Annotated in this window: 16 protein-coding genes; 8 read left to right on the top strand and 8 right to left on the bottom strand. The window is 62.1% G+C overall.

Annotation, left to right across the window (positions count from 1 at the left end; genetic code table 11):
• Positions 1–4,617 precede the first annotated feature (4,617 nt).
• The 5 genes from trxA to ACSKT0_RS23960 form a co-directional block, all read right to left on the bottom strand.
• Positions 4,618–4,944 (bottom strand): thioredoxin, encoded by a 327-nt coding sequence (trxA, locus tag ACSKT0_RS23980; protein WP_078107075.1) that lies wholly within the window; start codon positions 4,942–4,944, stop codon positions 4,618–4,620.
• A gap of 36 nt (positions 4,945–4,980) precedes the next feature.
• Positions 4,981–5,937 carry a thioredoxin-disulfide reductase gene (trxB, locus tag ACSKT0_RS23975; protein WP_437771956.1) on the bottom strand — a complete coding sequence of 319 codons (957 nt, stop codon included), beginning with the start codon at positions 5,935–5,937 and terminating at the stop codon, positions 4,981–4,983.
• 158 nt (positions 5,938–6,095) lie between these two features.
• Positions 6,096–7,745: an ABC transporter substrate-binding protein gene (locus ACSKT0_RS23970; protein ID WP_437771955.1), complete on the bottom strand. Its 1,650-nt coding sequence runs from the start codon at positions 7,743–7,745 to the stop codon at positions 6,096–6,098.
• A gap of 143 nt (positions 7,746–7,888) precedes the next feature.
• Positions 7,889–9,970 carry a murein biosynthesis integral membrane protein MurJ gene (murJ, locus tag ACSKT0_RS23965; protein ID WP_437771954.1) on the bottom strand — a complete coding sequence of 694 codons (2,082 nt, stop codon included), beginning with the start codon at positions 9,968–9,970 and terminating at the stop codon, positions 7,889–7,891.
• Positions 9,971–10,040: 70 nt separating this feature from the next.
• The gene (locus tag ACSKT0_RS23960; RefSeq protein WP_059388857.1) at positions 10,041–10,541 is read right to left on the bottom strand and encodes an NUDIX hydrolase; all 501 of its coding nucleotides are present in this window, start codon (positions 10,539–10,541) and stop codon (positions 10,041–10,043) included.
• A 216-nt stretch (positions 10,542–10,757) separates the two neighbouring features.
• Between ACSKT0_RS23960 and ACSKT0_RS23955 the strand changes: the two genes are divergently transcribed.
• The 5 genes from ACSKT0_RS23955 (at position 10,758) to ACSKT0_RS23935 (ending at position 16,746) form a co-directional block, all read left to right on the top strand.
• A complete protein-coding gene (locus ACSKT0_RS23955; RefSeq protein WP_437771953.1) occupies positions 10,758–12,254 on the top strand; it encodes a CCA tRNA nucleotidyltransferase in 1,497 nt (498 codons plus the stop codon).
• 1 nt (position 12,255) lies between these two features.
• Positions 12,256–12,840 (top strand): histidine phosphatase family protein, encoded by a 585-nt coding sequence (locus ACSKT0_RS23950; RefSeq protein WP_059388855.1) that lies wholly within the window; start codon positions 12,256–12,258, stop codon positions 12,838–12,840.
• A 581-nt stretch (positions 12,841–13,421) separates the two neighbouring features.
• Positions 13,422–13,562, top strand: coding sequence for a hypothetical protein (locus ACSKT0_RS23945; protein ID WP_172465581.1), 141 nt, complete (start codon positions 13,422–13,424; stop codon positions 13,560–13,562).
• A gap of 174 nt (positions 13,563–13,736) precedes the next feature.
• A complete protein-coding gene (locus ACSKT0_RS23940) occupies positions 13,737–15,308 on the top strand; it encodes a glycosyltransferase family 87 protein (RefSeq protein ID WP_437771952.1) in 1,572 nt (523 codons plus the stop codon).
• Entirely contained in the window at positions 15,301–16,746 is a 1,446-nt protein-coding gene (locus ACSKT0_RS23935) for a phytoene desaturase family protein (protein ID WP_437771951.1), read from the top strand. The genes ACSKT0_RS23940 and ACSKT0_RS23935 overlap by 8 nt, the downstream gene beginning before the upstream one ends.
• Before the next feature lie 167 nt (positions 16,747–16,913).
• On the opposite strand, the gene ACSKT0_RS23930 is transcribed toward ACSKT0_RS23935, so the two are convergent.
• Positions 16,914–17,519, bottom strand: a complete 606-nt coding sequence (locus ACSKT0_RS23930; RefSeq protein WP_437771950.1) for an NAD(P)-dependent oxidoreductase — start codon at positions 17,517–17,519, stop codon at positions 16,914–16,916.
• A gap of 82 nt (positions 17,520–17,601) precedes the next feature.
• On the opposite strand from ACSKT0_RS23930, the gene ACSKT0_RS23925 reads away from it, so the two are divergent.
• On the top strand, positions 17,602–17,994 hold the full coding sequence (locus ACSKT0_RS23925; protein WP_437771949.1) for a winged helix-turn-helix transcriptional regulator: 393 nt from the start codon (positions 17,602–17,604) through the stop codon (positions 17,992–17,994).
• 74 nt (positions 17,995–18,068) lie between these two features.
• Here ACSKT0_RS23925 and ACSKT0_RS23920 read toward each other — a convergent pair whose 3' ends face one another.
• Positions 18,069–18,767, bottom strand: coding sequence for an ABC transporter ATP-binding protein (locus ACSKT0_RS23920; RefSeq protein ID WP_437771948.1), 699 nt, complete (start codon positions 18,765–18,767; stop codon positions 18,069–18,071).
• A 38-nt stretch (positions 18,768–18,805) separates the two neighbouring features.
• Complete coding sequence (locus ACSKT0_RS23915; protein WP_437771947.1) at positions 18,806–19,897, bottom strand: ABC transporter permease; 1,092 nt, start codon at positions 19,895–19,897, stop codon at positions 18,806–18,808.
• Positions 19,898–20,178: 281 nt separating this feature from the next.
• On the opposite strand from ACSKT0_RS23915, the gene ACSKT0_RS23910 reads away from it, so the two are divergent.
• Both ACSKT0_RS23910 and ACSKT0_RS23905 read left to right on the top strand, forming a co-directional pair.
• Entirely contained in the window at positions 20,179–21,435 is a 1,257-nt protein-coding gene (locus ACSKT0_RS23910) for a sensor histidine kinase (RefSeq protein WP_437774106.1), read from the top strand.
• Positions 21,432–22,091, top strand: coding sequence for a response regulator (locus ACSKT0_RS23905; RefSeq protein WP_437771946.1), 660 nt, complete (start codon positions 21,432–21,434; stop codon positions 22,089–22,091). The genes ACSKT0_RS23910 and ACSKT0_RS23905 overlap by 4 nt, the downstream gene beginning before the upstream one ends.
• The last annotated feature ends 75 nt before the right edge of the window (positions 22,092–22,166 follow it).

Here is a 22,166-nt window from a genome sequence, read left to right as displayed (position 1 = left end):
GACAGCCTCTCGGTTTCCCTGTGTCCACTCACTGTCTAGAAGGGGATTCCAGGTTTTCGGCCGCGACCATAAGGATGCCCAGAGGAACGCGGCGACTTCGGTTGGAGGCTCTGGAGGAAGCTTCCTGTTTCAGTGTCAAGAGTAGATCGATGCGCGCAGCAGGAAGCACGCATCGTGGGCACGTCGGACACTGACAATCGAACTTGCGGCGAGTCTTTTGAGGCGAATCGGCTTTAGCATGAGGCGATGTCCAACCAGTTGTCTGCCCGCGTCGGGCGTTAGGCGCTGCTCGGAATCGTTGCTGCTGTGGGCGCACATGACTGGTTGCAGCGTTGGACGTCGTTCTGGGTGCTTGGGACCGCGGATACCCGCAGGCTGGCGCTGGCTGGTGGGACGTACCAGGGGCGTGAGCTGGCCGCGACCGATCCCCCCTCCGCCGCTGATATCTGCGGCGGAGGAGTGCCTGTAGCCGGAGACAGCTCCCCTGTTGGCTTTGACCTTGAGCCGGACAGAAACTAAGCGTTCCGTGAGCCTCTTACGGTTCTGTTGGGATTACTGAGCCTGATTCAGGCCAGATCCGCCCGCCAGCGTTGTAGTGCCCGCGGGGCAAGACACAATGAGTGCAGCCCGCCTTTAGTCGCTGACGGCTCTGGGTCTGTTTCTGGTGTTGTCCGTGCTGGAGCCGAGACTGGCGCCCCAGGCCAGCAGTCGGACGGGTCAGCTGCGTCTTTGATGCCAGTCGTGGTGATCGTTGGGATGAAACGGCGCCACCGCCGTAGCCCCCAAGTCCGCCATGCCAGGATCTCCCCCGAGCTTTGAGCAGTCCTACCGTCACTCATGTCGCGGCGCCTCCACTACTGGTACACTTTGGCTCGCTTGCCGGTCCGTGGGATGTGACTGACCCTAGACTAGCTGCGTGGCAAAGCACTCGTAGGAAGATGGACATCAATAGCGCAGTCCGTGGCGCGTATGAATTTAGCCCCGAGCTGCGACGCTCGTGCTTGGGCGAATCTGGGGGACGCATTTGCTGAATGCCTTGCGCAAAATTGGCGGGCGAACCCCTGCTTGTTCACATCGGTGTCCGAATTTTGAGGAGCTCGCAAGTAGAAGGATGAGGCTCTAGCCGGGGTCATAGTCGGAGCATTGAGACTACGCTTGACGCGGCGTCGCGGCATGCCGGTTCGAACTATCGATGGTCCCGGACCGTGACGGTGACGGTGACGGGAGCGCGAAATCGAAGCGCGGTGTGAGGGCCTTCTAGGCAGGCGAAGGAGGAAATTTACTTCGCTCGCGCGATGCCCACGCCTCCTTGGCCCGATCGAGGATCTGTTGATAAGTCGGAACGCAGCGGTGGATATCGCTGTGGATAACTTTGTTGATAAGTCGGAGCGGTTGAGGGGCCAAGGATGTGCACTCAGCGTGTCTATGTTCGAACGGTAGAGGTACTCGAGCCGTACTCGTGTTTGTCGATGGCTCTGTTTCACGTGAAACAGAGCCATCCTTCTCGAACCGCCCATTTTCATTCAAAATTGGCCCAATTTCGGCCGATTCCCGGGTTTTCGCATCGATTTCTGGCGCAGGCTAAACCTGGTTCTATGTGGGAGGGGGCGCGTCGTATCGGTTCGCGCTGATCGCGCTTATTACCGGGCGGGGAGAGCTACTCGGACTGACTCGGTCCGGCCGTGGATATCGCTGTGGATAACTATGTGCATAACTTTGGACCCGTCGGTGGATATCCTTCGCAGCCTCGATGCGACTGGTGTGGAAGACCGGCCTGATGTTGTGCACTAGGCCCGCATCTCGGTTAGCAGTCTCCGGACTCTGGCTGCCTCTCGGGCCCAGCGTGAGTAAGTCTGGGCACCATGATCATGGCATGTTTCACGTGAAACAACGGGCGGGGATGACTGGCACATGCTCCAGGCTGATGGCATCGCTGCCTCGCGACTGCCCATCGGCACGGCGTCAATACACGACGAGGCGGAAGGAGCGGTGCCGCCTACGTGGCTGCAGTGCTCGCATCCAGCGGATCGCACTCCGTCTTACGGTGAGAGAAGTTCATTCATGACGTAAGTATGCCTTTGACCAGGTGCCCGATCCGCAGAATCAGTGAAGAGCCGCTTGCGGCTCTCAAACGCTTCTTCAGTCGCGGACGCCGGCATGGGGCGAGTTTAAAGGAAGGACATTGAGCCCAAAACCTGTGAGCGAGCCACAGTCCCACGGGAAGCTAGAAGCCCTCGGCAATGGGAATCACCGACCGATGTTCAGCCGTTCGAATCCTCGGCCTCCCGCCCCGGCAATACGGACTCGTCTGCCTTCATGCAGATAACTTGTGATTCTGACCAAACCGGGAAGCCCGATCACCCTGCCACGGCTAACCCTCCCGCGTTCGAAGCTTCTAGCGCCAGCTCTTTCCACCGCCGGAGAGTGCGGGCTTGCGAAGGCTGATCGGCGGAGGCTGATTCAGCGCCAGTTATCTTTTCGCGTCCGGGTGATCGTCCGGCGAGACCGCCGCTGCTACGTGTATGGTTTCGTGACGCCGGGTCAGTGCTGAGAGTTAGGAGAGAGGGGTCCGTCGACCCCCGGGGCTGTACTTCGATCGGAGGAAGGTGGGCGCCGGCCACAACACCGTGGCTCAGGCTCAGGCTACTCGGCCAGGTTCATCTGTGTAGAACGGCGTCCGAGGCCGTCCTGGACCCGGATCCAAACTAGTGCCGGGTGTGGGAGTTATGGATAGACGCTGCGTCTTTGGGTTCATGAAGGCCCGGACCGGACCAATTCGCGCGGAACCGCTTGATGGTTCGCGAATATAACCTGCCTATCGAGCGCAGCAGTTGAGAGCTTGACAGCCACCATCTGACCCTATTCGCGCCGTCAATCGCGATTCAATCGATGCCCTCACAGAATTGGAAGCTGAAGAGGCGTGGCTGTCTTCCGGTCGCCGCCGTGGAGTGGGTGACTTGAGTACTGGTCTCTCCGTGCCGTGCCATCGTTGATTGCTGGCTCCGATCCCAGGAGCTGAGCTAAAGGCGTCTGCTTCGAATCTCGCCGGCCGAATAGTCCGAGCTATGCGCCAGAAGTGCGTGAGGCCGCCGTTCCAGGGATGCGGAAACCTAGCGCGTGTGGTCGCGAGGCAACGCAATCGTCACTCACTTGGGGGCACTGGACCTGATGTGCGTGCGCAGCCCCGGCCCGCAAGACTCAATAGGGATAGGCAGGCCAAATAGCGGGACTCGCATCCCACTGGAGAGCCGCGGACGGCTGAGCCTCGCTCAGTACCCTGTCGTAGGGGTTCTACCTGCTCTGTTGATATCCGGAGTGTCTAACTGCCACCGTAAGGTACCGATGTCTCTGTATAGACGACGGACTGAACTCCGGAGTCCGGATGATGACTGATGCCGGGTGAATCAACTCAAATTAATTGCTGGTGGTTATCTCTTCGACCAGCAGCTCCGAAGTCGGGCGCGGCGGCGCACCCGCGCTTCGCTTTTTCCCTGCTTCTATACGTTTTGGATAGGACATTCGCGGTAGTGGTGGGAAGGCGATTATCCCTCGCATCCGCGAGACGTAGCGAACTCCGTTCGAAGGACTCGAAGCGTGCTCGTGTTGATTCTCTGCGTCTTAAGCTAAGTGCGAGCAACCGCGCGTGGGCGTGTCGGTGGGGCCGTCGCGAAGGACGCGTGCGAGGTCGTATCGAGTCCTGGCCGATGAGGAGTGACAAGAAGTTCGGGTCGTCACTGTGTTTCACGTGAAACATGGAGCTTGGAAGGTTTTCCGCAGGACTCCACCAACTATCAGTGAAGGGTGACCCGGGATCAGTCCCTTGGCTAGGAGTGCCCCAAGGAGCCTGCAAGAAGGGTGCGATCGCAAGGTTCGAGGGGTTTGGGAATTCATGGCAAGTTGAACACGCCACCACCGTCGACAGACAGGTCGGCCAATGCCTGTAGCCCCCTACAATGAGCAGCGACTCACGTTTCACGTGAAACCTTACGAATGCCAACTTTCGCGCTCTTTGCCCGCACCGAATTCCAACACTAAGGTCCATGCCGAGTACTCTCAAACGGTTAGCCGTGTTTCACGTGAAACGATGCGAATGCTGAGCGCATGCGAGGCTCTACTTCGAACCGAATTCGAAAATTCAGAGCCGCGGCACTCCACGAAGGGACGGAGTTGTTTCACGTGAAACAGCCCATTCGAATACCTCGTCGTCGGCACTAAACCATAAACGCTGCAACAGCGCGGACACCGCGACATCAACGGACGACTCAGAAGAATCGACAGTGCGCGTGCCGTTTAGTCGTTGATCCATGCCAATCCTGCTGGCTATCGACCTTATCCGAGCCCGACTCCAGTCGCACAACAGATTTCACGCCAGTCCTGGCCGTTCCCCGAAAAAGTTATCGATTTTGACATTGAAATTGGTTTGCTTGTTGCATCGGCAGTCCGTGAGCAGCAACAGCGCTTGCATCGGCCTACCAACATTCACCACCAGCACCGCCAGTCGCGAGACCACGACTCCCGAGACCGCATACTAAAGGCACGAAAAAGCCGTTGGCCCTCGCTCAAGTGCGAGGGCCAACGGCCGAATCAGAAGCGACCGCTAAAGGGGCGCCCGACGTCCTAGGACAGTACGGATTCAAATTCCTTTTCGAAGAACTGCTTCGGCTTGGCGCCAATAACTGTGCTCTTCACTTCTCCCCCACTGAAGAGGTAAACCGCCGGAATAGACGTGATGCCGTATTCAGCGGCGATGGCTGGGTTGTCGTCGACATTCAGCTTGACGACGTCAACCTTGTCTCCGTACTCAACCGAGATTTCGTCGAGGATGGGACCCAACTTGCGGCACGGGCCGCACCACTCCGCCCAGAAGTCCACAATGACCGGCTTTTCAGCGGCCAGGACGTCGGTGCTGAAACTGGCGTCGGTAACGTTTTTAGCGTTGCTCATAATTCTTTCCCTTCGAATGGATGGCTGCCGTGCCGATTAGGCGTGCAGGTCTGCAAGATAGTGCTCGACGTCCAAAGCCGCGACACAACCGGAACCAGCTGCCGTGATGGCCTGGCGGTAGGTGGGGTCCACGACGTCGCCGGCGGCGAAGACGCCCTTGATGCTGGTCTTGGAGCTGCGTCCGTCGACGGCGATGGTGCCTTCAGGGGCGAGCTCCAGCTTTCCCTTTACGAGTTCCGTGCGGGGATCGTTGCCAATGGCCACGAAAACGCCAGTGACGGCGAGTTCGGACTCGGTGCCGTCGACGAGGTTCTTCAGCTTCAAGCCGGTCACCTTGTCCCCACCGATGACGTCTTCGACGGCGGTGTTCCACACGAAATTGATCTTCTCGTGGGCCTGCGCACGGTCACCCATGATTTTCGAAGCCTTGAGGGCGTCGCGGCGGTGTACCACGGTGACGGACTTGGCGAACTTCGTGAGGAAAAGTGCTTCCTCCATGGCAGAGTCCCCGCCGCCGATCACTGCGATGTCCTGGTCCTTGAAGAAGAAACCGTCACAGGTTGCACACCAGCTCACGCCGTGTCCGGAAAGACGCTTTTCATTCGCCAGGCCGAGCTCGCGGTATGCGGAACCCGTGGAAAGAATGATGGCGCGTGCCTTGAAGGTCTCCCCCGTGCCGATCGTCACGGACTTGATGTCGCCGTCGAGGTCCAGTTCAGTGACGTCCTCGAACTGAATCTCAGTCCCAAAGCGTGCCGCCTGCTTTTCGAAGTTCTCCATGAGATCAGGTCCCATGACGCCTTCGGGGAAACCGGGGTAGTTTTCGACGTCCGTTGTGTTCATCAGTTCGCCACCGGCAGTCACGGAACCGGCGATGAGCAGCGGTTTCATGTTGGCGCGGGCCGTGTAGACGGCCGCTGTGTAACCGGCAGGCCCTGAGCCTACGATGATGACATCACGTACGTTGGACGCGGTGTTTTCTGCGTTGCTCACTGGTGGGTGAACCTCTTCCTTAGTCGATGCACCGGATCCTTGCGGCCGGCCACATGGCACAACCCTTTGTCGGCGCGGAATATTCCGATGTTCCCGCGGACCCTTATATCCGCCACCATTCAGGGTACCGTCCGGCAGCGCAGGCCTTCCGCCGTCGATTACTGGACTTTGATCTCCGCAAGGCGCAGGCCGAACCCGTAGCGCGTCTTGGGCGCGGTCAGTTTGGGCAGGGACTTGATGGAGATGATGACGTACTGGGCAGTCACAGGTGAACTGAGCGGCATGGTGAGCTCCGGTGAGGTGAAGCTGTTGGTGCCTACCAATTTGGCCCCATCCATAGCAGGACGGTCATTGGTGTAAACGTTGATGTTTCCACCGGATGCGCCTAATTGACTCAAGGTGACGGACGTTACTTGTGAGGGTGCCTTGAGCTTGACGAGCAGCGAAACTCCATCAGGGGCCAGGCCGCCCCAGTCCGCGGTGGCGAACTCCATGTCCGACCAGTAACTCGCGGCGTTGCCGTCGTAAGCCTTGACCAGGTCTTTGTCGTAGCTCGCGGCGAATTCGAAATCGCCCATGCGGGTGACTCCATCAATGACCGGCGGCGCCGCGACCGGCGCTACTGCTGATGCACTGCTACTCGGCTGTCCGGTCACTGTCTGAGAAGCTGTGGAGGTCTGCTTGGCTGCCGGAGTCCCGCCGGGGATGAGGTTGCCGAGATTGGTGACAGCCAGAACCAAACCCACGATCAAGACGGCGGCAAGGACCCCACCCACGAGCCAACGGAAGGAACGGGGCTCGCGGACTGGCTCTTCGTCGTAGTATTCGTCCTCGTCGAGGGGCTCTGCCTGCTCGCGCGCCGTCGAGGGGAAGCTCGATGCTCCTCGGCTGTATCCGCCGGTAGCTGCGGCCGCACCGCGAGAAGCGCCCGCACCTCTGGATCCGGCGTCGTCGTTAACAAAGCCGTAGTCGTCTTCGGACCAGAGAGAGACCTTGGATTCCTGGGCGGGGTTCGCGGAGGTAGGCGCCGGAGGGGTGGACGCCGGAACAGCCTGCGTGGCGGGTGCCTCTTGGATTTGCTGGGGAGCGGTCCGGCTCGACTCGGCGGCCGAAGCGGATCCGGCCCTCCCGGAAGGTGTGGCTTCGCCGTGGTCGCTGGTTGATCTTCCGGTACCCTTTACGGCGGCTGCGGCCGCAGCGGCAGCCGCCCCTGCTCCCGCTGCCGCAGCAGCGATGCGGGAACCGATGCCCCCAGGGGCCGACGTCGGCCGGGCAGCAGGCATGGGAGGAACCACCGGGCGGCGCGGATCCGCAGGTGCCGGGGCGCCCTGCAACGAATCGCCGGCGGGATGGGGCTCGACCTCGTCGTAACTGATGTACTCGGCGTCGTGCTCTTCTTCGTCGTACAGTCCGTCGTAGGTCTCGGGTTCGTGGGACCTAGCCTGGCCGAAGATCTCGCTGCCAAGTGTGTCCGTGAAGAACGGTTCGACGTAGGGCGGGTTGGTGGCCACTACGAGATCCAGTAGGTCAGGAGCGCTGCTGTGGTTGGTGATGAGGTACGTGGTGCTGTCGCTCACGCCGAGATCGAGGATCTGGACATGGCCGGGCCGTTCCCCAGTGGCTACCTCGCGGGCGCTTTTGGCGACCTGCTCAGCGTTTCCGGGGCCGGCCACGAGGATGCTGACAGGCCTGTTGAGGACCTGGTCCACGCCGTCGAGCACCAGATCTTGGTCGTGCGAAGTCAACACGGTGGCTGTGACTTTGTAGCGGCCGCCAAGCACTGATCCGACATCGATCGGGTGGGACACGGGTTCCTCCTATGACTGTCCGGAAGCTGCGGGTCCTGAATACGGGATCCGGCCAGCCGGGTGACCCGTGGTCTGCAACTACCTGTATTAGTTTCTGATCCTAGCTGATTGGGCCGTTCCGGCTCCGGGTTTGCGAGGATGCGTCACCTTTTGCGGCGGGGTCCACCGCGGAAATATGGGTTGTTTCCCGGCGTCCCCTGATAGGTACGGCGGCCAGGCAACGGGATGCCCGGGCGGCCTGCGGCCCCTTGGGCGGTGCTGGGGATGTCTTCATCCGGCAGATATGACTTCTCGATGTCGGACCAAGCGTCCACCGTATCTTTCCCTTCGGCAATGCCCCTATCGGCAAAGCGGTCAGGATCATGGCCGCCATCCCACCCGTCCTTGGAAGGGATGGTTTGCAAGGCGGGACCGGCGCGGAAGGATGCTGCGTCGAATTCGCCCGAGATGCGCGGAATGAGCCCGGTGTCGTCGGACACTGTGGCGCGGACCGGCGTCGGGGTCTGCTTTCCGCCCGCGGGCGGTGTTTTCTCGACTGGAACACCCCGGCCGAGCCGGCCGAGAACCGGCCGGAGCAAATCGCGCAGCTCACTGACGTGGAAGACGCGCAGCAGGAAAAGGTACGCAAGCAGCATGACGGGCCCGACGACGACCACCGTCACCAAAGCGGCGGGCCTGCTGCTCCAGGCAAAGCCGTCGGCGTGATAGCTGCCGAGGAGCCATAAGGCCAATGCGCCGGCGATCGCCGAGCCCAAGGCTGCGTAACCCATGCGAATGTAGGAGTTTGCGATCCGCGGGCCGTCCACATGGCCGAGGAGGCGGCGCAGGAACCAGACGCTGATGACCACGGAAAGGATGTTGCCAAGCGTGTACAGGACGGCGATCGCGAAGATGATCCGGCCCACCGGCAGGAACTGGATGATGAACGCGCCCACAACGTTGAGCAGGGCCAACATGAGCTGGATGTAGAAAGGGGTCCGGGCGTCTTCGTTGGCGTAGAAGACGCGGGACATCATGAAGTTGGCGCTCATGAAGGGCGTGCTCAGCGCGAGGATCGTCAGGGTCTGGGCGAGCATGACGCCATCCTGGGGCTTCCCGCCGGAGAAGAACATGCCCAGCGGTCCGGCGAGGGCGAACAGGGCCAGGGCCCCGAAGACAGTGGCGACGGCCATGGTCCGCAGTCCATGCGAAAGGGCCTCGCGCAACTCGGCCTTGTTGCCTGCCTGGGAGGCATGTGCCATGCGGTTGAAGAGCACCGTGGCGAGCGACAACGCAATGATCGAGTGCGGCAGCAGATATAGCTGGCTTGCGACTTCGAGGACCGCGTTACCGGGGAGGGTGGCGGCCGCCGGGTCCTGCGCGTGCTCCAGGCGGAGCCGCTCGGAACCGGGAATCGTCGCGATCCTCATGACGTAAAGGAAAGCGAGCTGCCCGACGGCGGCGGTCAGGAGCGTCCAGACGCTCAATTTCGCTGCCTGGCCCAGGCCCACGCCCCTCCAGCCAAAGCGGGGCCGGAGCCCGAGCCGCAGGCGGATCACCGGGATGAGGAGTATGGCGGTCTGCGCTAGTACGCCGACGGTGGAGAAGCCGGCGATCAGGAAGGTCTGGAAAGGCCCCCAATTGTCCAAGGTGTGGGGGTTGGTGTTGTTGGCGCCAAGGATCCAGATGAACATGCCCAGTCCTGCGATGGCCACTACGTTGTTCAGGATCGGTGCCCACATGGCGGGGCCGAAAGCACCGTTGGCGTTGAGGACCTGGGTCAGGAGCGCATACAAACCGTAGAAGAAGATCTGCGGGAGGCAATAGAACGCAAAGGTTACGGCCAGCGACTTCTGCTGGGGTGAATAGCCCTGTGTAGTGAGATCGATGACCATCGGCGCAGCCAGTGTGACCAGCGCCGTGAGCGTCAAGAGAACCAGCACGGCCAAGGTCAGGAGCCGGCTGATGTAGTCCGCGCCGCGGTCCGGGCCCTTGCTCGCTTTAATGATTTGCGGGACAAGTACGGCGTTGAACACGCCGCCCGCGACCAGGAGGAAGATCAGGTTGGGCAGGTTGTTGGCGTTGATGAAGGTGTCATTGACCGTCGATCCCAGGCCCAGTGCGGCGCCAAGCATCCAGGTTTTGGCGAAGCCGAGGAACCGTGAAACGAGCGTCCCCGCGGCCATGACGGCGCTGGAACGTGTTTCTCCGGACTGGGGTGACTGGGTTGTTTTGGCGGCAGACATTGTCATTATCGTCCCATGAGCCGGGCTGGAAGGTGCGTCAAACCGGCGTCAGGCGGTGGGAAAGGCCGCGTTAGAGGTGTTCGGGCAGGACTTCCCGGGCAAGATCGGCGATACGCCGCTCATTGGGAAAGGACAGCTTGCGGGCCAATTCCTGGAGGGGAACCCAAGCGGCATCGATGGCCTCTTGATCGGGATCGTTCTCGATGGTCAGCTCTCCCCCGGTCGCGCGCAAGAGAAAATGGTGCACGGTTTTGTGGACCCGGTGCCCGCTTACGGTGAACCAGTAGTCGATGCTGCCGAGGGGAGCGAGGACGTTTCCTTCGATCCCGGTCTCCTCAGCAATCTCGCGTACGGCTGCTTCTTCGTTGTTTTCCTTGCCCTCCGGATGCCCCTTCGGAAGGCACCACTCGAGCCGGCCACCCCTATTAAGGCGGGCGATGATCGCAACCCTTAGTTCGCCGTCGGACGTGTCTACAACGACGCCGCCTGCGGAGACTTCCTCCACCGTCGGAAGGGCCGCCTGGGCCGGGTGCGGGGCGGGCGCGACGTGGGCACCAATTGCCGACGGCAATGGTGCGTTCGTCCTCCTGCCAGGAGCACTCGGGATCGGGTTGGCCATGAAGTCCACTCTAACGACTCTTGCCCGTTGGTGATGACCGGGACATGGACTCGGGGTGACGTACGGATGGCGCTCGCCCGTGATCCCGGTGCCGTCGCGACGCAATCACAGCGCAATGACATGGATCCGGTGGGATGGCGCAGCGAAATCTGACAAGCTTAAGGAACTATGGCGCAAGTATTGGACAGTTCTTCAGTTAATTTCCAGATGGATCCAGTGGTCCTGGACCTCGGGCAGCGGTTTGTGGACGCTGGATTCGAACTGTCGCTGGTTGGCGGCCCGGTGCGGGACCTTTTCCTCGGCCGCGTCTCGCCGGACCTGGATTTCACCACTGACGCAACTCCGGACCAGACGCTTTCCATCATCAAGAGGTGGGCCGACAATTTCTGGGAGATCGGCCGCGCCTTTGGAACGATCGGTATGAAGAAGTCCGGCTTCCAGATTGAGATCACGACGTACCGGGCCGAGGCCTACGACGCCGATTCCCGCAAGCCGGCGGTCGCCTTCGGCTCCTCGCTGCTGGACGACCTCCTACGCCGCGACTTCACCATCAACGCCATGGCGCTCCGGCTGCCCTCCCTGGAACTCGTGGATCCGTTCGGCGGGGTCCGCGACCTCCATGCCTCGGTACTCGCAACCCCGGGCGCACCGGAATCATCCTTTTCCGACGATCCCCTGCGCATGATGCGCGCCGCCCGTTTCGCTGCGCAGCTCGGCGTTGCGGTGCACGACGACGTCCGCCTCGCAATGTCCGGCATGGCCGAGCGGATCAAGATCATTTCCGCCGAGCGTGTGCGCGAGGAGCTCGTCAAGCTCATTAATGGTGCGCATCCGCGTGCGGGCATCGACCTCCTCGTGGATACCGGACTAGCCGAATTCGTCCTGCCCGAGGTTTCTGCGCTGCGCCTTGAAGCCGATGAGCACCACCGGCACAAGGACGTCTACCAGCACTCCCTTCAGGTCCTGGAGCAAGCCGCGTCGCTCGAGACCGGCCCGGACGGCCCGGTGCCTGGCCCGGACTTTGTGTTGCGCTTCGCCGCGCTGATGCACGACGTCGGGAAGCCGGCGACGCGCCGTTTCGAACCGGGCGGCGCAGTGAGCTTCCGCCACCACGACATGGTCGGCTCCAAGCTGACCGCAAAACGCATGAAGGCCCTGCGCTTCGACAACGACACCATCAAGGCCGTGGCGCGGCTTGTAGAGCTTCACATGCGTTTCTACGGCTATGGGGATGCGGGCTGGACCGATTCCGCGGTCCGCCGATACGTGGCAGACGCCGGCCCCTTGCTGGAGCGCCTGCACCGACTCACACGGTCCGACGTCACCACACGTAACCAGCGCAAGGCGGAGCGGCTCTCCTTTGCCTACGATGACCTTGAGCAACGGATAGAGGTCCTGGCCGAACAGGAATCGCTCAATGCCATCCGGCCGGACTTGGACGGCGCGCAGATCATGGCTTTGCTGGGACTCAAGCCCGGGCCCGTGGTTGGCCGCGCCTATAAATTCCTCCTGGAGGAGCGCATGGAAAACGGTCCGCTGTCCCAGGAGGATGCCGAGTCCAAGCTCGTGGCGTGGTGGGCCGGGCAACCCGAGTCCGCCGTCGAACTTTCATCGGAACCAGCCGTCGATGCCAAAGCAGGCACCGCCGAACCAGAGGAGTCCTGAAGTGAACCCTGCAGCCAAGCCTTCCCGGCCACAGCTCTGGATCATGCGTCACGGGGAGACCGAATGGTCCAAGAGCGGCCAATACACCGGTTTGACGGACCTTCCCTTGACGGTGGAAGGCGAACAGCAGGCGGTGGAAGCCCGGAAGATCTTGGAAGGCATCGATTTCGACCTGGTCCTGACATCGCCGCTGCGCCGGGCACGGCGTACCGCGGAGTTGGCGGGCTTCCCCGACGCCGTTCATGAACCGCTCGCTGTGGAGTGGAACTACGGCGACTACGAAGGCATCAGCTCGGACCTCATCCGCAAAGACAACCCGGACTACCTCATCTGGTTCGACGGCGTTCCCAACGGCGAGACTCTCGACTCCGTGGCAGCCCGTGCCGACAAGATCATTGCACGCGTCCTCGAGTCTGGAATGGATAACGTCCTGATTGTGGCCCACGGGCATTTTTCCCGCATCCTCACGGCCCGCTGGCTTGAATTGGATGCCCGGGAAGGCCGCCACTTTGTCCTGGGAACAGCCAAAGTTTGCACTTTGGGTTGGGACAAGCGGACGCCTGCCATTCTTCGCTGGGGACTGTAGGAAGAATTAATTTCTAAATTGTTTGTAATTGGCTGGTCAACAGCGCGATTCATGGTGTAACTTTATTTTTGATTCCAGAGCGATCCGCCGGGATTGAGGCGTGCACTACCCAGTCAGTCAGCTGCGGTAGTGCCAAAGCAGAAAAGGAGGTTGGGAAAATGATTACTTTGACTAGCGGATGGAAGATGACCGTTGCTGGCGCCCCGGCCTTCGCTGCTCGACGCCGTTTTGCGGCCTAACTCCCCCTGATGTACTTCCTACCCTGATTATTCGGGGCAGTTCACGGTGCAGTCAGGCTCCGGGTTGGGCCTGCCATTGAGCGGTATCACGCGATTGACGTGGTGCGCAGTGTCCTCATAGTTCGGAACCAGCTTCTTGTTGGGGACGGCTGCCCCTGGATACCACCTACCGGAACTCCATGCTTCGGTACTCACACGGTCATTCGATAAATCCGCTTAATCCACCCATCATTGCCCGGCGTTCACATGCCTAATTCTGCCGCTGCTTTCTTCGAATTAAGGGGGCTTAATTGTCATGCCCGAATTCCGGCAATTCTCTTCAACACGAAAGGAGGTGAACCCTTGGCCAAGCGCCTCAAGGACCTGATGGTCTTCAACGGCAAGCCCGTCGTCAAAGACAAGACCCTTTTCAACGGACAACTGCTGGACCAACGCCGGGAAGACGTCTACGTCGTCCTGCACCAAATGGGCATCATCCGCTGACGGTCCCCACCACTGCATTACAGGAGGGACTGATGGCACACATCGGACTGTTCGCCTCGGAAGCCCACGCGGCTACGCGTGGGCTTCCGCCTCTTAACGCGGGAGCCAGGCGCGGGGCCGTCCGACGCGGCTTGCCGGAACCTGTTCGCCGGGCCTGAAGGTAAGCTCGATTCCATGCAGGAGACGAAGCCGCACAGCCAGGAAAAGCGTGCCCGCTTTGTGGTTCCCACCCGTAGTGATTCCTTGCTCAGGAACTTCACCGAGTTGATCGGCGGACCCCTCGGGGGGCGGTCCTCCCCCGGGGCAATCTCCCCGGGATTCTTCACCGTTGAGCGGGTCCTGATCATCCTCACGATCGTTGCGGCACTCCTGTCGATCTTGATCAAGGGCTATTGCCGCGTCAACGGTTGGCACACTCCCCAGCAGTTCTACGCCACCTGCTACTCGGATTTCCCGGAACTTTTCGGCAGCCGGGGCCTTGCGGACGGCGTGTTTCCGATCTTCGATCAGAAAGCCCTGTTCGAATATCCCGTGATCACGGGGCTGATTGCGGGTGTTACTACATGGCTCGTACCGGGGCACGGCGCAAGCCCCGAACGGATCCTCGGCTATTTCGATGTGAACGCGACCCTGATTGCGGCCATGTGGATCGTGGTGGTCCTGGCCACCGCGCGCATCAATCGGCGCCGGCCGTGGGACGCTGCCATGGTGGCCCTGGCGCCCGGGATCGTGCTGGCCGGAGTCATCAATTGGGATATGTGGGCAGTGGCGATGCTCGCGGTGGGGATGTACTTCTTCGCAAAGGATCGTCCCGTCCTGGCCGGTCTGTTCATCGGTTTGGGGACAGCCACCAAGCTCTATCCGCTGCTCATGCTGGGCGCAGTCTTTTTACTAGCCCTACGCAGCGGCCGGCTGCGGGTCCTTGTTGTGACCACTTTGTCCGCCACGGTAGCCTGGCTCGCAGTCAATGTCCCGGTCGCAGTCGTCAACCCGGCCGGCTGGCGCTACTTTTTCGACTACACCCGTGATCGCCCCGCTGGATACAGCTCGCCGTGGTTCGCCTACAACCTCGTTGCGGAACGCCTTCAACTGGTCCAGCTTGGCCCGGAGGCCATCAATGCCCTGGCGATGGACATGTTCCTCATTGCCTGCGTTTTGATTGCCGGATTGGCTTTGACAGCGCCGCGGCGCCCGCGGCTGGCCCAGTTGACGTTTCTGATAGTGGCAGCTTTCATCCTGAGCAATAAGGTCTATTCGCCCCAATATGTCCTTTGGCTGGTGCCATTGCTGGCTTTGGCCAGACCCCGCTGGCGTGATTTCCTGCTCTGGCAGGCGGCCGAGGCGTTGCATTGGACCGCCACGTGGATGTATCTGGGCCAGACGACCAGCGGCGGGGCCGCGCAGAACAACATCGATATGCCGTACTACGTCATGGCCGTCACGTTACACATGGCCGCAACAGCATATTTGATGTTGAGGGTTGCATGGGACATCTGGGAACCTCACCTGGATCCCCTCCGAGTCCACGGTGTGGACGACCCCCACGGTGGTGAGTTCAACGTCGCCGAAGATTGGTTCCGGATAGACCTCAAGAACCCGGCGGCATCGGTGCTGCCTTGGCGGCGCGATGCCTTGAACGCCGTGGAGGCTGAGTCCGTGCTTGACGCGCAATCCGGGGTAGATACGCCGAAACCTTCCCACGACTCAGTGGACTCTACACGCGGCGAGGCCGAAGGCGATGGCTGAGGTCGCCGTCGTCGGCTCCGGACCTAACGGCTTGGCCGCCGCTGTAGTCATGGCCCGCGCGGGCCTGGCTGTGCGGGTGTATGAGGCCGCCGAGACGATCGGTGGGGGAACACGGACAGCTGAGCTGCTGGAACCGGGGCACGTCTACGATGTCTGTTCCGCGGTCCATCCGATGGCGCTGGCTTCGCGTTTCTTCCAGGAGTTTGAACTCGAGCGGCGCGTGGAGCTGCGATTGCCCGAAATCCAATACGGAACTCCGCTCGACGGCGGCAGGGCAGCCCTCGCCTATCGCTCGCTGGAGCGGACGGCTTCTGAACTCGGGCCCGACGGATCTGCGTTTACCCGCCTGATGGGACCGCTCGTGGAGCGGCTCGACGGGGTGCTGGATGTGACGCAGAACCAACTGCTGAGGATCCCGGCCGATCCGGTGGCGGCGTTACGACTTGGCTTGGCGACCCTGGAGCAGGGTTCGCCGTGGTGGAACCGGCACTTTTCCGGGGAAGCGGCTCCCGCACTCCTGACCGGGGTCGCGGCGCACGCTGTCGGGCCGCTTCCTTCGCTCGCCGCCGCCGGGGCGGGACTCCTTCTGGGTGCGTTGGCTCATGCCGGCGGGTGGCCCATTCCCGTTGGTGGCTCTGTGGCTATAGCGGAGGCCATGGTCCGGGACATCGAGGCCCACGGCGGAGTGATTGAGACCGGCGTGCAGATCGATTCCCTCGAAGAGCTGCGCCCCGCGAAGGCCATCCTGTTGGACGTTGCTCCCCCGGCACTGCTGCGTATGGCCGGTTCGGCGATTCCCGACCGCTACAGGCGGTCGCTGGAAGCATTCCGGTTCGGGAATGCAGCGTGCAAGGTGGATTTCATCCTCTCCGGGCCGGTGCCCTGGACAGCTCCAGGTCTGGCCGCCGCCGGGACGGTCCACGTAGGTGGCACGCGTGACGCCATGGCCGAAGCCGAGAACCTGGTAGCGGCTGGCCGACACCCCGCGAAGCCCTACATCCTGGTTGCCCAGCCATCTATTGTCGATCCCGGGCGCGCTCCCGTCGGGCGGCACATTCTCTGGTCCTATTGCCACGTGCCCAAAGGATCGACTGTGGACATGGCCGAGGCGGTCATCTCCAGGATTGAGGAATTCGCGCCGGGCTTCCGCGACGTGGTGATCGGCTGGAAAACGACGACGGCGGCAGGCTTGGCGGAATACAACGCGAACTATGTTGGTGGAGACTTCAGCGCAGGACTGATGGACATTCGGGGATTGGTGCGGCGTCCCGTGTTTTCAACGGTGCCATGGCGGACGCCCATCCCAGGAGTGTACTTGTGTTCATCCTCAACGCCCCCTGGGCCCGGAGTAACAGGAATGCCCGGGTATCACGCTGCGAAATATGCCTTGAATGACATGTTCGGTCTGAAGATACCCGGGCTTGGCCTCGGCGTATAACCCTCCGACGCCCGCTCACATATCTGCCCTTTTTCCTCGACGCCCGCTCACCTATGTGACCAACGACGGATCGCTCCTGCAGATGATCTGCGCTAGCGATCCGTTGTTTTCCCTCATATGTGAGCGAGCGTTGGGAGATGGGCCTTTATATGTGAGCGGGCGTTGGGTTAGTTAGCCGCGGTGAACCGGGCGCGGCGGTGGGCCGGAGATTCGATTTCGTCCAACATGGCGACCGCGTAGTCCTGGGTGGAGATGGTGTTGCCAGCGGGAGAATCCTTGGCAGTGGAGTACTTTGCCGTGCGCTCACCTGGCTGGATGACCGGCGCGGGCGCGAGTACGGTCCAATCCAGGTTCTCGGGAGCTTCCTTGACGGCGGCGAAGGCTGCGGCCGCTGTGGTTGCCTCGGCCTTGTAGACCTCAGGGAAGTCGGGCGAATCGAGGAGGCGGACGCCGTCGATCTCCAGCGTTCCTGCGCCGCCGACGATCATCAGGCGCGTGCCTTCGGCGTTGCTGTAGGCGGTGTCCATTGCCGCAAGCCATTCTCCGTGGTCTCCGCCGGTGCGGCTCGGGCCGGTGGCGAGGATGACGGCGTCGTGCTCCTTGGCGATCTCCGCGAAGCTCTGGCCATCAGCGAGGTCGGCGGCGAGAGCCTTCGCTCCGGCAACCTCCGAGCCCTTGCGGGAGATGGCGGTGACTTCGTGGCCGCGGGTGAGGGATTCGTTGACGATCTGGCTTCCGACCATGCCTGTTGCCCCGTAAACTGCGATTTTCATGACTCTCCTTGGGTTGCTATCCTTGCAATATCAAAACAGTATCTAATTGATACTGATAGCTTCAAAGGAACTTAGTTACCTCATGGATACCAACATGCTGCCGGCAAACATCCTTGACCCCGATTGCCCGTCTCGAGTGATCTTTCAGCGCATCGGCGACAAGTGGGCCTCGTTGGTGGTCCAGGTCCTCGCGGACGGCCCCATCCGTTTCTCCGAGCTTCGCAAGATGGTCCACGTAGTGACTCCCAAGGTGCTCACCCAGACCCTTCGCACCCTGGAGCGCGACGGTCTCATCACCCGGACCGTCCACGCGCAGGTGCCACCTCGCGTCGACTACGAACTGACCGAGCTTGGAGCGTCCCTGTTGGAGCCATTGACCCTTTTGCGTCTCTGGGCGGAGGACCACGTGCCCAGTATCCTCAAGGCCCGTGATGCCTATGACGATTCCCAGGACGAGGCTTTGATCGGGGACTGACCCTTCGCGTTTCCCCCCCCAACTGGCTCGCATTTGTTGTCGTTTTGAGGGCTCAGAACGACATCTAATGCGAGCTAGTTGGGTGGGCCGACGGGTACGCCCAAACCGAGGCGCCCGTCCCGCATGGTTGCGACCGAATCGGTGAGCGGCAGGAACTCGGTGTCGTGCGTGACCATGACGGTCGCCGTCGCGAATTCGTCCGTGACCTGCCGCAGCAACCGCACGATCGATTCACTGCGCTCGTGATCCAAGGCAGCCGTCGGCTCGTCGACGAGCAGCACCCGGGGCTGGCCCATGAGCGCCCTCGCGATGTTTACGCGCTGCCGCTGGCCTCCGGAGAGCTGGTGCGGCCGCTTGTTGAGCGAAGTCCCGAGCCCGACGACGTCGAGCAGTTCCGTAGCGCGCTTTCGTGCCTTGGCGGCGGGCTTTCCCCGGAGGTGGTCCCCGATGATCAGCTGCTCGACGGCGGTCAGTGACGGTAGGAGATTGGCTTGCTGGAAGATGATGCCCACTTTTTCCCGGCGCATGGAAGTGAGTTCTGTGTCCTTGAGTCCGGTGGCATCCGTGCCGTCGATGATGACGAGCCCGGAACTTGGCCGGACCAGTGTTGCAGCCACGGCCAAAAGCGAGGACTTTCCTGAGCCGGACGGGCCCACGAGGGAAAAGAATTCGCTGGCGTCCACGCGGAGATCCACGGCGTCCAGGGCCTTGAGGGTGGAGTCTCCGTCGGGGTATTCCAGGGTGACATTGACGAGGTTTAGTGCGGAGTTCATGAATATGCCTTTCGTGGAATATTAACTGTTCGAATGGCCTAGTTGCCGCCGAGGGCGATCAGCGGATCCACTCGGGTGATGCTGCGTACGGCAACCGCTGCACCGCCAAGGCCGAGGATCACGATCCCGGCAATCGGGACGAGCGTAGTCAGCGGAGTCACGAGGAACGGGGCCGCCTTGGCGGCGAAGAAGCCGCCCAGCACACCAAGGCCCCCACCCAGTCCCGCGCCGGCGAGCAGTACGATGCCCGCTTGGACCAATGCGTCCCGCACCACATAGGCGGATGAGGCACCCATGGCCTTGAGCACCGCGATGTCCCGTGTGCGCTGGACAGTCCAGACGGTCAGGAATGCCACGATGACAAGCGCCGAGATGCCGTAGAGGAAAGCCTGCATGAGCATCAGCGAGCCGTTTTCGCTCTTGTAGGAGCCGAGGGCCTGGAATGAGCCGCTGGGGGTGGCGGTGACAGTACCGGCCACCGAATTGGCGGCGTCGAGGTCCACGGAGGCGCCGGCGCCGTACGTCACAGCAAGGACCGTCCCAATCGATTCCCCGGCAGGAATATGTGCGAGCTTCTGCCACGTGGCCAGGGAGGTCCAGATGACTCCGGTGTGCGAATACCACTCGTCCCGGGTGACGGCGGAAACCGTCAGGTTGGTACCGCCTACGGTCACGCGGGTCCCGATAGTCAGCCTCAGTTCCTTCGCCAAGGACTCCCCGACCACCACCTCGCTTTCCTTGACCGCCACTGGCGAGATGCCGTCGTCGGCCCCGAAGACCGCGACGTTGGCGGTGCCCGCGGCATTATTGGACGAATCGAGGGACTGGAACCGCGTCTGGCTGATACCCACGGCCTCGGCAGAAGCAACGCCCGGCCGGTTCCGCCAGGCTTCGAGCTGCTTGTTGGACACCTCCGATTCCGTATAAGACGCCTTGGCCTCGCCACCGGCGGGCGCGCCGAAGGCGATTTGCTGCGCTGGAAGGCCTGCAATAGCCGACGTCGACTGGTTGCCGAGGCCCGCGGTCAGTCCGGAGAGCATGACGAGAAGGAGTGTGATGAGGGCGACGACGCTTCCCATGAGGGCGAAGCGGCCCTTGGCGAAGCGGATGTCGCGCACTGCGAGAAACATGGAATTCCTTTGGTTCGGAGGCGATCTTCTGGTCCTGTTTCAACTCTCCGGCCAGTTGGCGCATGAAACATCAGGAAGTGGATGGACTCATCCGATCGCCTTGGTTGACCCGCGGATCAACCTTTTGGTTGATTGGGCCCGAATGCCACGGAATCGGGGCAAGAGTGTCGGCGCGCGAGACTACGCTGGAGGGCATGCAGGGAGACGATTTGCCGCAAGCCACCCCGCAGCCCAGCGTCACAGCGCAGCCCAAAGAGACGGCGCAGCCCGGTGGCTCGGCCATGATTTTGCGTGTCCTGCGCGTGAGCCTGCACGTCGGTTTCGCGGTGCTTCTGCTGGTCGCCGTCCTTAGGCTTGCGGTGGCGGGACTTTCCCCTTTCGCCACGGGTTCCGGCCTCGGCCTTGCGCTTCTACTGGCTGCCGTCTACCTCGTGGGGACGGTTCTCGAAAAGAGGCACGCCGGCAATCCTGGGCGCTTCGATCCGAAGCCTTACGCGCGCTGGTGGCTCGCCGTCGTGGGTTTCCTGTGGCTGGTGCTCATGCTCATCAGTCCGGACTTCGCTTGGATGGCTTTCCCGTTGTTCTTCCTGCAACTGCATATCTTGCCGCGGCGCTTCGCCCTCCCGGCCATAGCTGCCAGCACCGCACTGCTGATCGCAGCCATGTGGTTCCATAACCGTGGTGCCGGGGCGGATGCCTTGCAATCTGCCATGGTCCTCGGGCCTGTTTTCGGGGCCGCCTTCGCGGTTGTCACAGGCCTGGCGTATCGGGCGCTCTACGTCGAGGCAGAGAATGAGCGCCTCGCCGCTGAGGAATTGCGCCGCACCCGGGCCGAGTTGGCACGCAGCCAGCACGACGCTGGTGTGCTGGCTGAGCGCGAACGACTCGCCCGTGAAATCCACGACACCCTGGCGCAGGGATTCTCGAGCATCGTCCTGATGGGGCGCTCGGCCGAGAAGGCCCTCGACGCCGGTGACAACGCCGCGGCCCGTGACCGGCTCAGGACCGTCCGGGAGACAGCAGCCAGCAACCTTGCGGAGGCCCGGAATTTTGTCCGGGGACTCGGGCCCCCGGAACTGGACGATTCCACCCTTGCAGACACCCTGCGTCGCCTCTGCGCCAAGACCGAGGCCGAGGCCGCCGCACGCGGAGCGACGTTGCGCTGCCGCTTCGAGCTCCAGGGCAAGCCGGTGGCGCTTCCCAACCCTTACCAGACCACTTTGTTGCGCGCGGCACAGTCTTCCCTTGCGAACGTGTGGGCGCATGCCCAGGCGAGCACCGCCGTCGTCACCCTGTCCTTCCTGGACGCAGAAGTGACCATGGACGTGTTCGACGACGGCACGGGCTTCGACCCCGCAGCGGCCGCTGCCGCGGCAATCCGCGGTGACGGAACCGGCGTCGGGCTCACAAGCCTGCGCGAGCGGCTCGCGGCCCTGGACGGAACCCTCGATGTCGAGTCGGCTCCCGGCGAGGGGACTGTGGTGGCAATCCGGCTGCCCTTGGGTACTGGCAACCCGGCTTTGGAGGCATCCCCATGAGCAACAACATCAGGGTTTTGCTGGTTGACGATCATCCCGTGGTCCGCGCAGGGCTCCGGGCCATGCTTGCCGATTTTGAAGGCGTCCAAGTGGTGGCGGAAGCGACCGACGGGGGCGCCGCGTTGGCTGAACTGGCAAAGCTCCACACCCTCGGAGAACCCGTGGACGTGGTCCTCATGGACTTGCAAATGGGCTCGGGGATGGACGGCGTCACCGCTACCGGCAGGATCAAAGCCGGTGAAGCCGGAACTCCCCCACCGCCGGTCCTGATCCTGACCACCTACGACAACGACGCCGACATTCTCGCCGCAGTGGAAGCCGGTGCCAGCGGATACATGCTCAAAGACGCGCCACCCGAGCAAATCCGGCAGGCCGTGGTGTCTGCGGCAGCGGGTCAAACGGCCCTTGCGCCGGAGGTCGCTGCGCGGCTCGTGGGGCGGATCCGCAATCCGGTGCACGCTCTGAGTGCACGTGAAGTGCAACTCGTGGAGCTCCTCGCCACCGGGATGAGCAACCGCGCGATGGCGAAGCAACTCTTCATTTCCGAGGCCACAGTCAAGACCCATTTGGTGCACATTTACGGCAAGCTGGGCGTCGACAACCGGACCGCCGCCATCGCGGCAGCAACCCAGCGCAGGATCATCCGGAGTCAGTAGGGTCTGCGGGAAGTCGAGGTGCCTGAAGCATCACAAAAGCGCAACGTGCTGTGATTTGGACCATTCCGGTCGGCC

It is taken from the genome of Arthrobacter sp. KNU40, assembly GCF_051515115.1.
Taxonomy (GTDB): domain Bacteria; phylum Actinomycetota; class Actinomycetes; order Actinomycetales; family Micrococcaceae; genus Arthrobacter.
Note: the sequence above shows the minus strand (reverse complement) of the source record. Positions and strands in the feature narration are given on the sequence as shown.

Bases quoted from the DNA above. Each gene is read 5' to 3' on its own strand.
- trxA (WP_078107075.1), bottom strand. From the start codon at position 4,944: ATGAGCAACGCTAAAAACGTTACCGACGCCAGTTTCAGCACCGACGTC.
- murJ (WP_437771954.1), bottom strand. From the start codon at position 9,970: ATGTCTGCCGCCAAAACAACCCAGTCACCCCAGTCCGGAGAAACACGT.
- ACSKT0_RS23920 (WP_437771948.1), bottom strand. From the start codon at position 18,767: ATGAACTCCGCACTAAACCTCGTCAATGTCACCCTGGAATACCCCGAC.
- ACSKT0_RS23930 (WP_437771950.1), bottom strand. From the start codon at position 17,519: ATGAAAATCGCAGTTTACGGGGCAACAGGCATGGTCGGAAGCCAGATC.
- ACSKT0_RS23905 (WP_437771946.1), top strand. From the start codon at position 21,432: ATGAGCAACAACATCAGGGTTTTGCTGGTTGACGATCATCCCGTGGTC.
- ACSKT0_RS23910 (WP_437774106.1), top strand. From the start codon at position 20,179: ATGATTTTGCGTGTCCTGCGCGTGAGCCTGCACGTCGGTTTCGCGGTG.
- ACSKT0_RS23940 (WP_437771952.1), top strand. From the start codon at position 13,737: ATGCAGGAGACGAAGCCGCACAGCCAGGAAAAGCGTGCCCGCTTTGTG.
- ACSKT0_RS23955 (WP_437771953.1), top strand. From the start codon at position 10,758: ATGGCGCAAGTATTGGACAGTTCTTCAGTTAATTTCCAGATGGATCCA.
- ACSKT0_RS23925 (WP_437771949.1), top strand. From the start codon at position 17,602: ATGGATACCAACATGCTGCCGGCAAACATCCTTGACCCCGATTGCCCG.
- ACSKT0_RS23935 (WP_437771951.1), top strand. From the start codon at position 15,301: ATGGCTGAGGTCGCCGTCGTCGGCTCCGGACCTAACGGCTTGGCCGCC.
- ACSKT0_RS23915 (WP_437771947.1), bottom strand. From the start codon at position 19,897: ATGTTTCTCGCAGTGCGCGACATCCGCTTCGCCAAGGGCCGCTTCGCC.